The organism is Ruminococcus flavefaciens AE3010 (assembly GCF_000526795.1).
Lineage (GTDB): Bacteria > Bacillota > Clostridia > Oscillospirales > Ruminococcaceae > Ruminococcus > Ruminococcus flavefaciens_D.
In genome coordinates, this window is the sequence record NZ_JAGT01000001.1 from 2,519,732 (window position 1) to 2,532,632 (window position 12,901).

Annotated in this window: 16 protein-coding genes and 4 tRNA genes; 11 read left to right on the plus strand and 9 right to left on the minus strand. The window is 45.3% G+C overall.

All coding sequences use genetic code 11. From position 1 onward, the window contains the following. Positions 1 to 3 precede the first annotated feature (3 nt). On the minus strand, positions 4 to 918 hold the full coding sequence (locus N774_RS0111035; RefSeq protein ID WP_024861307.1) for an alpha/beta hydrolase fold domain-containing protein: 915 nt from the start codon (positions 916 to 918) through the stop codon (positions 4 to 6). 484 nt (positions 919 to 1,402) lie between these two features. On the opposite strand from N774_RS0111035, the gene N774_RS19825 reads away from it, so the two are divergent. The 3 genes from N774_RS19825 to N774_RS18875 are packed head-to-tail and all read left to right on the plus strand — an operon-like array spanning position 1,403 to position 2,321. Next, entirely contained in the window at positions 1,403 to 1,762 is a 360-nt protein-coding gene (locus tag N774_RS19825; protein ID WP_242836613.1) for a DUF3987 domain-containing protein, read from the plus strand. A 27-nt stretch (positions 1,763 to 1,789) separates the two neighbouring features. Then, complete coding sequence (locus N774_RS19830) at positions 1,790 to 2,047, plus strand: hypothetical protein (protein ID WP_024861308.1); 258 nt, start codon at positions 1,790 to 1,792, stop codon at positions 2,045 to 2,047. Beyond that, positions 2,025 to 2,321: a hypothetical protein gene (locus N774_RS18875; protein WP_024861309.1), complete on the plus strand. Its 297-nt coding sequence runs from the start codon at positions 2,025 to 2,027 to the stop codon at positions 2,319 to 2,321. Before N774_RS19830 ends, N774_RS18875 begins: the two co-directional genes overlap by 23 nt. Before the next feature lie 583 nt (positions 2,322 to 2,904). On the opposite strand, the gene N774_RS19210 is transcribed toward N774_RS18875, so the two are convergent. The 6 genes from N774_RS19210 to N774_RS0111085 form a co-directional block, all read right to left on the minus strand. Further along, positions 2,905 to 3,060, minus strand: coding sequence for a hypothetical protein (locus N774_RS19210; RefSeq protein ID WP_196231550.1), 156 nt, complete (start codon positions 3,058 to 3,060; stop codon positions 2,905 to 2,907). 28 nt (positions 3,061 to 3,088) lie between these two features. Continuing rightward, a tRNA-Gln gene (locus N774_RS0111060) sits at positions 3,089 to 3,163 on the minus strand. 117 nt (positions 3,164 to 3,280) lie between these two features. Then, a tRNA-Cys gene (locus N774_RS0111065) sits at positions 3,281 to 3,354 on the minus strand. Further along, on the minus strand, positions 3,353 to 4,213 hold the full coding sequence (locus N774_RS18325; RefSeq protein WP_051463396.1) for a pentapeptide repeat-containing protein: 861 nt from the start codon (positions 4,211 to 4,213) through the stop codon (positions 3,353 to 3,355). The genes N774_RS0111065 and N774_RS18325 overlap by 2 nt, the downstream gene beginning before the upstream one ends. 1 nt (position 4,214) lies before the next feature. Next, entirely contained in the window at positions 4,215 to 5,102 is an 888-nt protein-coding gene (locus tag N774_RS17390) for an LPD28 domain-containing protein (RefSeq protein ID WP_024861310.1), read from the minus strand. A gap of 114 nt (positions 5,103 to 5,216) precedes the next feature. Beyond that, positions 5,217 to 5,501: a DUF4314 domain-containing protein gene (locus N774_RS0111085; RefSeq protein WP_024861311.1), complete on the minus strand. Its 285-nt coding sequence runs from the start codon at positions 5,499 to 5,501 to the stop codon at positions 5,217 to 5,219. A 106-nt stretch (positions 5,502 to 5,607) separates the two neighbouring features. Between N774_RS0111085 and N774_RS0111090 the strand changes: the two genes are divergently transcribed. Together N774_RS0111090 and N774_RS0111095 are read left to right on the plus strand one after the other, a co-directional pair. Beyond that, positions 5,608 to 6,678: an O-acetyl-ADP-ribose deacetylase gene (locus N774_RS0111090; RefSeq protein WP_024861312.1), complete on the plus strand. Its 1,071-nt coding sequence runs from the start codon at positions 5,608 to 5,610 to the stop codon at positions 6,676 to 6,678. A gap of 110 nt (positions 6,679 to 6,788) precedes the next feature. Then, positions 6,789 to 7,436, plus strand: coding sequence for a vWA domain-containing protein (locus N774_RS0111095; RefSeq protein WP_024861313.1), 648 nt, complete (start codon positions 6,789 to 6,791; stop codon positions 7,434 to 7,436). 313 nt (positions 7,437 to 7,749) lie between these two features. Here the strand turns inward: N774_RS0111095 and N774_RS0111100 are convergent. Next, a tRNA-Glu gene (locus N774_RS0111100) sits at positions 7,750 to 7,821 on the minus strand. A 3-nt stretch (positions 7,822 to 7,824) separates the two neighbouring features. Further along, positions 7,825 to 7,901: transfer RNA gene (locus N774_RS0111105), tRNA-Met, on the minus strand. A 216-nt stretch (positions 7,902 to 8,117) separates the two neighbouring features. On the opposite strand from N774_RS0111105, the gene N774_RS0111110 reads away from it, so the two are divergent. From N774_RS0111110 to spoVAE, 6 genes are all read left to right on the plus strand, one after another. Further along, positions 8,118 to 8,561: a DUF5680 domain-containing protein gene (locus N774_RS0111110; RefSeq protein WP_024861314.1), complete on the plus strand. Its 444-nt coding sequence runs from the start codon at positions 8,118 to 8,120 to the stop codon at positions 8,559 to 8,561. A gap of 14 nt (positions 8,562 to 8,575) precedes the next feature. Beyond that, positions 8,576 to 9,532 carry an AEC family transporter gene (locus N774_RS0111115; protein ID WP_347496222.1) on the plus strand — a complete coding sequence of 319 codons (957 nt, stop codon included), beginning with the start codon at positions 8,576 to 8,578 and terminating at the stop codon, positions 9,530 to 9,532. 277 nt (positions 9,533 to 9,809) lie between these two features. Then, positions 9,810 to 10,619 carry a hypothetical protein gene (locus N774_RS18330; RefSeq protein ID WP_024861316.1) on the plus strand — a complete coding sequence of 270 codons (810 nt, stop codon included), beginning with the start codon at positions 9,810 to 9,812 and terminating at the stop codon, positions 10,617 to 10,619. Positions 10,620 to 10,621: 2 nt separating this feature from the next. After that, positions 10,622 to 11,386, plus strand: coding sequence for a hypothetical protein (locus N774_RS0111125; RefSeq protein ID WP_024861317.1), 765 nt, complete (start codon positions 10,622 to 10,624; stop codon positions 11,384 to 11,386). 90 nt (positions 11,387 to 11,476) lie between these two features. Further along, complete coding sequence (locus N774_RS0111130) at positions 11,477 to 12,493, plus strand: stage V sporulation protein AD (protein WP_024861318.1); 1,017 nt, start codon at positions 11,477 to 11,479, stop codon at positions 12,491 to 12,493. Beyond that, entirely contained in the window at positions 12,490 to 12,852 is a 363-nt protein-coding gene (spoVAE, locus tag N774_RS0111135) for a stage V sporulation protein AE (protein WP_037280247.1), read from the plus strand. Before N774_RS0111130 ends, spoVAE begins: the two co-directional genes overlap by 4 nt. The last annotated feature ends 49 nt before the right edge of the window (positions 12,853 to 12,901 follow it).

Below are 12,901 nucleotides of genomic sequence, written 5' to 3' on the forward strand. Positions count from 1 at the left end.
GGATTATCCCATAGGAGCTTTATTTATCCTTGATACAATGACTTCATATTCTTTTCGGTATTTTTTCAATAGAGCATAGTCGTGAGCGCCGCCTTTTTTCTCATAGTAGGAGAAAGGGTGGCGTTCCTTTTTCATTCGTGTGACAAATCGTCTTGCAGGTATATTCAGTATATCATGAGTTCCCGAAAACAGGGTTATATGCGGGAATCCGCTGAGACTGACATTGATGGCATTGGCTCTTTTATCGTCAGTATCCAGACCCTTTAGCCATAATTCGCTTATCTTGCCGATAGGAAACTGACCCAAGATATAGTCCTGTTTTTTTATGTATTCCGCACGCCTGCACTCCTTGTCGGTCATTTTGCCGATCTTGAACCCCGGGGAGATAAGCACTATCTCATTGGCAAGTGGCAGTCCGTTATCCCTTGCAAGCATAGACAGGGACAGCGCAAGAGTTCCCCCTGCGGAGTCGCCTATTACGGTGAGATCTTCGGGGCGGCAGCTCTTTATGACCTCCCTGTAGACCTCCATGAGCATAATGTGTGAGTCTATTGCATTGCTTTCGGGTACCATGGGATACTGGGGGAGTATTATCTCGCAGCCCGTATCTCTTGCAAGACGGCGGCAGAATCTCCACTGAATGGGGAGGGCTTCCAGAAAAAAGCCGCCTCCGTGAAGAAAGAGCACCTTTTTATTGCTTCTGTTATGCTTATCCCTTGCGGTGAAGTATATGCCGTCCTGTACTCTGCACTTTTTAATGTTCATAGTCCTCCTTACGCTTTTTGGAGGAGCGGAGGTCTGAGGCAGCTTTTTCTTCAGCTTTGCAAGTCCTTCTGCGAATTCGGGATCATCGAGACTGCACAGTGCAGTGAAGTCCCTCATGTAAAATTTTATCAGATTTCTTATTATGAATTTCATTGAAAGTTCCTTGTTTGGTAAAAAGGTGATACTATTGTTCATCAATAGTATCCATATTCGTTGGATTCTTCTTCAACACAGCGTTCACGGATACACTCAGTGTAATCTGCATCATCAAGCAGCTCTTTAACTGATCTACACATCAATTACATCATAATAATTATAGCATATAATTGTTAAATAAGCAACACTCGCGGGAGTAAAATACCGCATTTCATTACTTTGCCGCGAACATGGCGGCGCGGGCTCCGCGCAAAAAATGCGATGCCCTGATACGATGTAAACGGCAAACACAAAGAACAATCCATGACGTGGCGACCCGACGAGGGTATGCTCGACATTTCCTCCGTGCACAGAGCTTGCTTTCCCGAGAGTAAAACTAATACTAAACCCTTTCAATCATAATCCCCCCTGTTTCTTTTTTCAATGAAGACAGAAATTTTTTGAAGAATTCCTGCACGAAAACACCTTTTAGTACATAAAGATGTTGCCACCCAATACTGCCTTTCGCGGAAGCGGACTGATAGCTCGTTTCGTTTATTGTTTCCCCGTCAGCAATATTGGTTCACGGCGGTATGATACGCAGCCTGTTCCTGAATTGGTAGCTGAGAAATATCAACAGCTGATATTTGATCTGCTTACCAACAAGTTTTGCAGTTATGACGGAGAAGAGATGTATCTGCGCTTTGATGACAGAGCGTACAAAGAATTCGTTGACTACTATAACGGGCATATTGAACCGAGATTGCTAACGGATATGGCTTTCTGTAAGAACTGGGGCGGCAAGTATCACGGCTTGATACTAAGGCTGTGCGGTATCATTCACTGTGTTAAACGCCTTTAAAACGGCGATTTCCCTGATATTGTAGATGTGGGGATAGATACACTTACCGATTCTATTTCTATTGCGGAGTATTACCGTGAACAGGCGATATACGCATACAGCCTGGGCGATGTGGATATTGCGACTGTCAAGGCGGAGAGAGTTCTTAATAAGATACGCTCCAAGCATATTGACAGCATCAGGCAGAACGATCTGTACAAGCTGTGCAGATGTACACTTTTCAAAAATGCAGTAGATTTTGCCGAAACAGTGGATATCAGCAATGCAGAAATGCTCAGAACTTGAATCTCAGAATGCAGAATTAGAATCTGAAAAAACTGAACTTGAAAAGAAAATAGAAGAAAAAGACCTCCGTATCGAACACCTTACAGAGCTTGTGCTGAAACGCAATAAGATGCTCTTTGGTCAGAAAAGTGAAAAGGCTAAATTCATAAACGACGGACAGCTTGCGTTTGAAGGGATATTCAATGAAGCTGAGGCGGAGTCGGATAAGTCTGCTGCTGAACCGACCATAGTGATATATGAGCCGAGGAGTTGCCTCGGCTCATTTTCGAATTGATTGTGGCTGGATTTGGTTGGCGGTTACACTAAAAAACTGCAAATGGCTTAAATCAGCCATTTGCAGTAAACCAATAATGGTGACCCGTACGGGAATTGAAAAAATCCCGAGCCTTTCAGCAGCTTTTAGTAAAATGCGAAAATGGCTGTATTTCGGCGATTTTTGAAGCTTCACTTTTAGCATCTTCAAGTGATTTTAAGCGATTTTCAGTGCCAATAAGTGGTAAATAAGTGGTTGATAAGGCGCGTCTCTACCGAAAAAAATGACCAAAGCAGCTCTGAATAAGCGGTCAGATCCCGAACGGAGCTGCTGTGTTTTTTATCAAATTGAGTTGATGTAAAAATCACGATTATCGCCTCGAAATTGTATTCTTCACAATTTCAAAGCAAAAATCAAGGCTTTTTGAAAAAGCGGTTCTGAATAAGTGATCAAAGCCTGACCAGAACTATTCTTCCTCTATAGCATTTAGAATTTCAAGTTTTAATTCTTCATCGAATTCATATGTTCCATCCATTATCGCTGTCATTATTTTATAATGATGCTTATTTTATCCGTATCTATCATTATTTCGCTTTTTATGTTTTTATATCTCAAAATATACGGCTAAGTCCATAGGCTTGAACTGTCCCTTATTTACTACGCACTGCCAGCCAAGAACATAAGCCAGTTCTATCCTGTCAGCTCCTTCGATAGGTTCTATCTTCCATATTCTTTGTATGCTTGCTAATTTTCTTCTCATTGTTATCGTTTCCTTTCATAGTTTTTGGTGGTTCCCGTTGGAAGGCTCGAACTTCCATTATCGGAGTCAAAGACCGATGTCCTGCCCATTAGACGAAACGGAATGTGTGAAAACTATCTGTAAAACATGACAGTGCCATAAGCGAAAGCAGACTGACAGGCTCATAAAAAGTGAGCGAGTAAAACGAGCGCCATCGTGGAAGGGAGCACAGGCACTGTGCTGGAGACTGTGACAGGATTTGAACCTGCGCTCATGGAGTTGCAGTCCATTGCCTTTCCACTTGGCTACACAGTCATCGTTGGGTAGCCATATGGTTATGGCGAAGCGTTTTTGATGCTATTCCCATGAGATTAAAGATATTCCCGTCTTGACCGATTAATGGACAATCAGGTTTTTTATGATCCTGCGACTGCTCTTTTTCTATAAAACCACCGAATTTATTAGGAACGTAGTCGGAAAGCCATGTACCGTTGAACTGGTCATACGTCTGTAATCGCCATATTGCGAGCTTTCCGATATTCAGATCTATATCTTCAAACGGGAACATTATACATGTATGTCCATCTGTCTCAAAAACATACAGTTTACTGAACATACTGCTGTTTAGCAGTATTTCCGAGTCTGTCAGTGTAGTATTTATGCCATCTGCCCAGTCCTGAATATCTCCGCCGCAGCCTTGTAATATCAGTCCTTCTTTGTCACTCATATTTCTTAGATCTTCCGGGATTATATTTACTATTTCGGCTTCAGGGAGCTCATAGCACCTTTCAAGACTCATATCATTTTTATCACAGTTATGATACTGGACGTTTCGCAGTGAACTATGGGTGAATATAGTGCTTTTGAGATTACAGTTTTCAAAGGCTATATTTCTGAGAGCTGCCTCTTCGGCAATAAGCAAATGACAATCACAGCAGGTGAAACTTATGTTCTTAAGTTCTGCAAAACACATACCTGCGTCTGTGATATCACATAACTTGAAATCACAGTTTCTGAATATAGCGCCATTAAACTGTTTCCCTGCGAAATTTAGCCTGTCAAAGATACAGTTTTCGAATACTGCACGTTCACCTTCATTTTCTTCATTCCATTTATTATGGAACAAACAGGCGTTATCAAGCTCCTCCTGCGTTATTATCCTTTTTTCTCCCATATTATACCTCCGTCATTCCCATACTCATTTCTTCTGACTGCTCGGAATCATATTCCCTAAACATATATATCGACATATTTTCTCCGAGAAAGTTGGGGCTGTTGTCTTGATTCAGAGAGATATAGCCATGTTCTCCTAGCTCTATAGGTTCCTTAGTTATGATAGAGCCTGCGTGGTTTACAGTAACATTCTTTTCAATAGCGCAGAAGTTGCCATTGTCGTCGTGCCTCAGATGATAACAGTACATTCCTTTAGGGATATCAGCATCTGTGATGCGCTCATTTGTGAATAAAGCAGGCAGATCCTCAATCTCAACACGCTCATATTCATCGTCATACTCGATATTGACATATCCTGTTTCACTGGCGTTCAGATATAAGGCGTAATCCTCTTCAAGACTTACATCCATTACTTTTGCGGCGAATTCAAGGCATTCTTTTTGACTTTCGGGGAAGTATTCTTCTACGCGCTCACCATCGTAATAAACGTAACGCCCACAATTCCTACCGATATCTTCATCAGCCCATTCATGCTCCATTTTAACATCAGGAAACATTTCTGACAGCTTTTGCAGTATTGGATGCGGAGCAGACCATGCCGTAAGGAATTTGATCTTACCATCTTGAAAGGTTGTATTTTCAGTATATCCATAGGAATTCCACTTGGTTCCCCAATTCCCAATTCGCCAGTCATACCAGTTATTCTCGCCATAAAGCTCTCTTTCATGTATTCCCAGCGAGCCGTTGTAAACGGTATCCGGCATAGGTAGTATTTTTTCAAAATCAACTGAACCTATGCCGTGTTCATCATTTTGTATTTCCTTCAGCATTGCTGAAATTCGGCTTTTATCGCCAGAGAAGGAAATTACATTTGTTACATGATTAGGCATTTTTCATCTCCTTGTCTATTTCCTTTATATATTGAAATACTTTATCAGTAGGCAACAACTCCTTCCTTATATATATATAAAGCCGTATTGATCAAACAATACGGCGTATATGGATTATGTCATATTCATTTGTAATTCCGGCTCTTCTGTAATATTCTGGGTTTCGGATAGTTCCTCTTTTACAGTATGGAAAGTATCAACACCAGGTATAAGTCCAAGCTGTCTTCCGTTTTCAAAAACACAGTGTATTGTACCTATATCATCTACGGCTATAACTTTACCCTTGGTTCCGGAAGCTATAGGTCTTGGATCCTCTGGCATATTATCAACACAGATACCTGTTCCGGGAGGATACATATCCTTATAGCGTTGTATTGCCTGACTTGAAAGCTCTTTCACTTATATCACCCTTTCAGATCAAAAAAGCCTGTTTTATGTAAGTATTGATAATCTGCATAAGGTATGGTATAATTTTATAAATAAGAGTGAAGGGGAGGTTGCTCGTATGCCATTCAGGATAATCAGGAACGATATAACCAAGGTCAAAGCCGATGCTATTGTTAACGCTGCAAATTCATCTTTGCTGGGCGGAGGCGGAGTTGACGGCGCTATACATCATGCAGCAGGTCCGGAGCTGCTAGCGGAATGTAGAACCCTCGGCGGCTGTAAAACAGGAGAAGCAAAGATTACAAAGGGATATGCACTTGACTGTAAATATATCATACATGCAGTAGGTCCTGCATGGCATGGCGGTGATCGCTGTGAGGAAGAGCTCCTGCGTTCATGCTACAGGAATTCCCTTGAGCTTGCAAAGGAAAACGGCTGTGAGAGCGTGGCTTTTCCTTTGATATCATCGGGAATATACGGCTATCCGAAGGATAAGGCTCTTGATGTTGCAGTTTCCGAATTCAGAAGCTTCCTTGAAGAAAATGATATGGACATCACACTTGTCATATTCGATAAGGACTCCTTTGAGGTTAGCTCTGGCATTGTCGGTGAAATAAGGCAGTATATAAGCGACGCTTATGCAAAAAAATGCGCTGACCGTGATAAAAGGAACAGAGATAGCGATATAGTTCTCGGTATGTACCATACTGCCGAAGCAGCCAAACAAAGTGGATTATTCGGCAGGAAGAAGGAAAGCAAAAAAGAAAGTTCTGCCAATATCATGCTCGAAGAAGAGGCAGATATTTGCTGTGCGCCAAGTATTGCGCTCGAAGATATGCTTAAAACCCATGACGAATCCTTTTCGGAAGCTCTGCTCAGGCTCATAGATGAAAAAGGCATGACCGATGTGGAGACTTATAAAAAAGCCAATATTGACCGCAAGCTCTTTTCAAAAATACGCAGTGACAAGAACTACAAGCCTAAAAAGCAGACCGCAGTTGCTTTTGCAGTAGCCCTTGAACTTGACCTCGGTGAAACTGAGGAACTGCTGAAAAAAGCGGGCTTTGCTCTGTCAGACAGCCTGAAGTTTGACCTGATAATCCGCTATTTTATCGAACGCAGCAATTATAATATCTATGAAATAAACGAAGCACTGTTTGCTTTTGACCAGAGTCTCATAGGTTCATGATTTGTCGCCTTAGAAGCGACCAAAATACCTCCGTGATGATGTATACTGTAATTACAGTAAAGGAAACGTGAAAGCGGTTCTGAAAAAAACATCAAAACGGAGGTATTATCATGAAAAAGAACTTGACTGAACTGGTATTTATCCTTGACGAGAGCGGCTCAATGAGCGGACTTACAGCTGATACTATCGGCGGCTTCAATTCTCTTATAGCAAAGCAGAAGAAAGAAGAGGGGGAGGCTCTTGTTTCAACCGTATTTTTCAGCAACAGCTCCAAAGTAATACATGACAGAGTGAAGCTGGAAGACGTTCCCAAGCTTACCGACAGGGAATATGTTCCTTCAGGATGTACTGCACTTCTGGACGCAGTGGGTGACGCAGTTCACCATATCGCAAATATCCATAAGTATGCCCGTGAAGAAGATGTTCCAGAAAAAACGCTGTTCGTAATTACAACGGACGGTATGGAGAACGCCAGCAGAAAGTACAGCCACAAGGACGTGAAGAAGCTCATCGAAAAAGTGCAGGAGGAAAAGGGCTGGGAGTTCATATTCCTCGGAGCAAATATCGATGCAGCCGAGACAGCAGGCTCTATCGGTATCAGCGCAGAACATGCAGTTGACTATCATGCTGATTGCTGCGGTACGGGAGTTCTTTACGAAGCAGTGGGCTGCGCTGTAAGCAGCGTAAGAGCCAAAAAGGGGCTGAATAAGGCATGGAAATGCTCTGTAGAAGCTGACAATGAGCGCAGGAAAAAGTAATAATCTATAATACAAAAAGGCTGGACTCATAAAAGTCCAGCCTTCTATATTAAATATTAACTTGGCATATTGAATAAGAAATGTAACAAAACTTCGTTAAAAATAAACAATGGATTTTGAAGCTGTTTTTATGCCAAAACGACTTCAAACTCGTCTGAAATGATGATTTCAAGGGTTCACTTCCCGTAACATCGGAGTTTTTCAGAAAATATATCTATGAAAATTGAAAAAATTTTTCGACCCTGAGAATGCAAAAAATCCCCGAAAAATCGGGGATTTTTTGTGAAATATCTATTTTGTAAAATAGACAAAGTGACCCGTACGGGAATTGAACCCATGATTCCGCCGTGAAAGGGCGATGTCTTAACCTCTTGACCAACGGGCCATATGGTAGCGGCAGTAGGATTCGAACCAACGACCAATCGGGTATGAACCGAGTACTCTAGCCAACTGAGCTATGCCGCCATAGATATTGCAGGCGTCACCTGCGACTAAATTATTATAGTACAAAACGGGCAAAAAGTCAAGCACAGAAAGAAAATAATGCAGAAATTCGTTGACACGCACAATTTGTCACATACAAACAGGACTCTTGTTGGTGAAATTATAGCTTTGTCATATTGACAAGAGCGGCAAAAAGGAGTAAAATTAAGTATCGAAATCAAAACAGGAGCCTACAATATGAACAGAACCGAAATAATTGATTTTCTCATAAGAGCCAAACGTGCCACATACGCAGGCAAGGGAGCTGAAACAGCGTCCTCACGTCCACAGTCCCACGACCTTGAATACTGCGAGGGAGACCTGATGTACCTCGACACCTTTCTCGGCGGCGAGCGCTTTGCGGGGGAGGAAGCCCTCTGGATAAGCGGCGCTCCTTACTGGAGCATGAATTACGCAGGCAGGGTCACGGGTACGCCTTTCAGCGGCGATTTTCTCAAAGAAGCTCTGCTTCGTGTGCCTTTCGAGAAGCCCTTTCGCGGACCGCAGGAGTATACTGACGGCGACTACACATACAAGTGCGAGGTCAGCGGTGATTTTGAGTGGTTTCAGGGATATGAGACCATAGAGTACAAGGGCGCGGTAATATACGATTGCTATTTCCACGGCTCGGCAATAAAATAATAGGTAGTGATAGATTGTTTCTGAAAAACCTTATATTCAGCCTGAACGCCACAGTTCCCGTATTTCTTATGATGGTATTCGGCTGGTTCGTACACAGGATAAAGCTTCTTGATGACAACGCCACGGCGCAGATAAACAAATTCGTGTTCCGTGCGCTTCTGCCAGCACTGCTGTTCATGGACCTTTCCACAGCGGACTTCCGTGCAGTATGGGACGGCAGGTTCGTGCTGTTCTGTATGTGTGTAACGCTTCTGAGCGTAGGCGTAGCGGTGCTGTACTCTCTGTTATTCAAGGACAGGGCAGAGCGGGGCGAGATAATACAGGCGAGCTACCGAAGCAGCGCAGCTGTTCTCGGCATAGCCTTTGTGAATAACATATATGGACACTCCACTATGGCGGCGCTGATGATAGTGGGAACAGTTCCGCTGTACAACATAGCGGCAGTGACGGTGCTTGCGCTGACGTCTCCCGACAAGGACAGGAGCAGGGGCAGAAAGGCTCTTTTCCTCAGCACATTCAAAAGCATAGCCACAAACCCCATAATACTTGGAATAATCGTTGGTATAGGCTGGTCGCTGCTGAAGATACCTCAGCCCGTGATACTGTCGAAGTCAGTGACATATCTTGGAAATATGGCTACTCCTTTATCGCTGATAGCTCTTGGAGCTTCATTCAAATTCGGCGAAGCCAAGGACAAGCTGCCCGTGACGGTGGGTATAGCCTTTATAAAGCTGCTGCTGTTCTGCGGAATATTCCTGCCTGTGGCAGTAAAGCTGGGCTTCCGCGGCGAGAAGCTCATAGCCATACTGGTAATGCTTGGAAGTGCCACCACGGGAAGCTGCTTTGTTATGGCGAAGAACTTGGGACACAAGGGTGTTATCACAGCATTTGCGGTAATGCTGACCACGCTGCTCAGCGCATTCACCCTGACTGGCTGGCTGTTCCTGCTGAGAACACTGGAATACATATGAAGCCGTTAGCCATTAGCCGCTAAGAACTAAGAGCTAAGAACTTAGTAGGGGCGCCGTTCCCTACATTGTGTCATTTAGGGTTTTACGGTTATTTGCGGACGCCCAAAGGGCGCCCCTACACATGGATTCATTACATTTATTGCGTAATTTGTGGGCGGATAATATCCGCCCCTACTACTATCTACTCACTACTCACTAATCACTAATCACTTGCATTTCATGAAGAAATGTACTATAATTGATTCAAGCAAATTACTGCCAAAAAGGAGTGATATAAATGCCGTACTGCACAAACTGCGGACGAAAGCTGAATGACGGCGAGGTATGCGGCTGCAGGGACGCTGCTCAGCAGCAGGTACAGCCTCAGCAGCCATACGAACAGCAGCCATGGGGCTATCCTCAGAACGGACAGCCGTACCCGAATCCGCCGTACCCATATCCGTACCCGTATCCGTATCCGCAGATAAAGCCGGTTGCCTATGACGGGACGCCTCTGCCGCCGCCGCCAAAGCCAAGCAAGATGTGGCTGCTTGCCATAATCATACCATTCGGCTTGTTTTTTATTGCATTGCTGGTGCTCTTTTTTGCCGTGTATATGCCCTCTGCGCGGAGCTATTCCAATAAGGCGAAGCAGCGTAACATAAACTCTGTTGCAAGCGGCATCAGATCAGCAGCGAATGATACGCTCAACGAGCTCGATATTGAAGAGGAATGGGTAATGGGCGATTATATAATAAGCTCCAACAACGCATTAAACGTGTATGTTGGATTTGATGAGGAAAAATTCTATAAAAAAGAGGAGTTCCATTTCGCTGATCTGGATAAATACGAGTATTTTATCGTTGTCGAGAACGGCAAGCCCGTATATGCGGCGGTTTCGGAGAGCTGGCATGACAAAAAGGCTTATATCGGCACATATCCCTTAGAGTATGACAAAAATACGTATTATTATGCGCCTGTGAAGTATTCCGCAAAAGGCGAAAAGGTGTTTGTGAAAGATAAAGAGACGCTGAATGATCTGTATGAATATGCCCGCGAAGAATTCGAGAAGAAATTAGACATGAAAATGTATAAAGAGGAGAGATAGCTATGCCATATTGTACAAACTGCGGAAGATCATTGCAGGACGGTGAGACTTGCGGCTGTACAGCTTCTCCCGAGCCTGCTGCACAGCCCGATAACAGCGCTGCACCGCAGAACGTTCAGCCATATAACGGCGGAATGCAGCCGCCGCCCTATTCTTATAACGGACAGCCCTACCCCAATCAGCCCTATCCGCAGGGCTGGCCTGCACCGTCATTCGAGCAGCAGCTGGCGAATCCGCCAAAGAAGAGCAATGCGTGGGTGTTTGCCATAGTCATTCCCATAATCGGCGCAGTGCTGCTCTTGCTGACAGCCATATTGGTCCCTGCAATGCTGGGCTACACAAAGAGGTCAAAGCAGGCGTCCATGTTCTCAAAGGCGACTACGCTGTACAAGGCGTCCAATACCGTCATGGTAGAGCTGGACGAGGAGGGAAAAGATGTTAAGGGCTACTACATCATAAGCTCCGATAAGTCAAGAAACAGCTATATACCCTTTGATGTGGGGGAGTACTACGATAAACTGAAGAACTACATGGACGACGTCTGTGAATACGAATATTTCATCGTCTGCCGCGACGGAATAGTTGAATATGCGGCTATATCCGAGAACTGGAACACCGCTACGGATCATATCGGCACATACCCGGGAGGCGTGAGCATAGGCATGAAAAAGTACTCCAGAGACGGACGCGGAGAGACTGCCGATAAGAAGACGAGCCTCAGCGATCTCTTTCTTTATGCGGTAAATAAATTCTCCGAAGGATATTGATATAATAAGCACGGGCGTGGCAATTGTCACGCCTTTTTTGTATATTCCCGCAAAAATGCCGCATAATACTTCCGAAAGAGAGGTATGTATATGGCAGAACGAATCGCAAGGGGAGTTTTCCGCATTGAAGCTCCTGTCAGGATAGAGAGCTACGCCGCAGTTGTGGGCGAAAAAGAGGGCGAGGGTCCTCTCGGGGACTGCTTTGACGAGATCATAAATGACAGCCACTTCGGAAAAGACACATGGGAGCAGGCTGAGACCCGTTTCCAGCTTGAAGCTGTGGGACTTGCCCTGCGCAAGGCAGGTCTGCAAAAGGAGAACATCGACCTCATATGTGCAGGCGACCTTATCAATCAGTGCATAGGCTCGGCGTACAGCGTCAGGGAGCTCTCAGTGCCGTTTCTCGGGCTTTACGGAGCTTGCTCCACCATGGCTGAGGGATTGCTCATTGCTTCCGTAATGACAGACAGCGGTATCGCGGAGCATGCTGCGGCGGTGACCTCCTCACATTTCTCCACGGCAGAGCGGCAGTTCCGCTTTCCTCTGTCCTATGGCGGTCAGCGCACTCCCACATCTCAGTGGACGTGTACTGCTTCGGGAGCTGTCATAGTTTCCCGTAACAGCGGCAGCATCACTGTGGCAGGGGGATGTATAGGCAAGATAGCCGACCTTGAGATAACCGACATCAACAATATGGGCAGCGCTATGGCGCCTGCGGCTGCGGACACCATAATGCGCTATTTATCGGCAACGGGAACTGCTCCCGAGGACTACGACTATATCGTTACGGGAGACCTTGGCGTGGTCGGAAGTCAGCTGCTTGTGGACTTTCTCCTGAAGCAGGGAGTGGATATCACCGCGCAGCACCGCGACTGCGGAGCTATGATATTCGACATCGAAAAGCAGGATATGCACTGCGGCGGTTCGGGCTGCGGCTGCGGAGCAAGCGTGCTCTGCGGTAATTTCCTCCCCATGCTGGAGCGCGGAGAGGCTGAGAATATACTCTTTGCCGCCACGGGAGCTCTTATGTCGCCCATGTCATTGCAGCAGGGGGAGAGCATACCCTCAATATCACATCTGGTCCATCTGAGAAAGGAAAGAGCATGATAATAGATATTTTAAAGGCATTTCTTGTGGGCGGAGCTCTCTGTGCCGTGGGACAGCTCCTTATCGACTTTACAAAATTAACGCCTGCGAGGATACTCACAGGCTACGTGGTCACGGGAGTTATACTGTCGGCGGTGGGGCTTTACAAGCCCATAGCGGAGTTCGCAGGCGCAGGAGCAACAGTGCCCCTGACGGGCTTCGGACATCTTCTTGCGGAGGGTATAAGAAAGACCATAGGCAGAGACGGCTTCCTCGGCATATTCACGGGAGGACTTACCGCCGCCGCAGGGGGCGTGACAGCTGCATTGCTGTTCGGGCTCATAGCGTCGCTCATCTTCAAGCAGAAGGATAAACTGTGATTGTAGGGGCGGTGACTCCCTGTAGTACAGGGAGATGTCCGAAGGACAG

Excerpts from the sequence above, each read along its gene's own strand:
- N774_RS0111035 (WP_024861307.1), bottom strand. The coding sequence starts at position 918 with ATGAAATTCATAATAAGAAATCTGATAAAATTTTACATGAGGGACTTC.
- N774_RS19825 (WP_242836613.1), top strand. The coding sequence starts at position 1,403 with ATGTTGCCACCCAATACTGCCTTTCGCGGAAGCGGACTGATAGCTCGT.
- N774_RS18875 (WP_024861309.1), top strand. The coding sequence starts at position 2,025 with ATGCAGAAATGCTCAGAACTTGAATCTCAGAATGCAGAATTAGAATCT.
- N774_RS19210 (WP_196231550.1), bottom strand. The coding sequence starts at position 3,060 with ATGAGAAGAAAATTAGCAAGCATACAAAGAATATGGAAGATAGAACCT.
- N774_RS18325 (WP_051463396.1), bottom strand. The coding sequence starts at position 4,213 with ATGGGAGAAAAAAGGATAATAACGCAGGAGGAGCTTGATAACGCCTGT.
- N774_RS17390 (WP_024861310.1), bottom strand. The coding sequence starts at position 5,102 with ATGCCTAATCATGTAACAAATGTAATTTCCTTCTCTGGCGATAAAAGC.
- N774_RS0111090 (WP_024861312.1), top strand. The coding sequence starts at position 5,608 with ATGCCATTCAGGATAATCAGGAACGATATAACCAAGGTCAAAGCCGAT.
- N774_RS0111095 (WP_024861313.1), top strand. The coding sequence starts at position 6,789 with ATGAAAAAGAACTTGACTGAACTGGTATTTATCCTTGACGAGAGCGGC.
- N774_RS0111110 (WP_024861314.1), top strand. The coding sequence starts at position 8,118 with ATGAACAGAACCGAAATAATTGATTTTCTCATAAGAGCCAAACGTGCC.
- N774_RS18330 (WP_024861316.1), top strand. The coding sequence starts at position 9,810 with ATGCCGTACTGCACAAACTGCGGACGAAAGCTGAATGACGGCGAGGTA.
- N774_RS0111125 (WP_024861317.1), top strand. The coding sequence starts at position 10,622 with ATGCCATATTGTACAAACTGCGGAAGATCATTGCAGGACGGTGAGACT.
- N774_RS0111130 (WP_024861318.1), top strand. The coding sequence starts at position 11,477 with ATGGCAGAACGAATCGCAAGGGGAGTTTTCCGCATTGAAGCTCCTGTC.
- spoVAE (WP_037280247.1), top strand. The coding sequence starts at position 12,490 with ATGATAATAGATATTTTAAAGGCATTTCTTGTGGGCGGAGCTCTCTGT.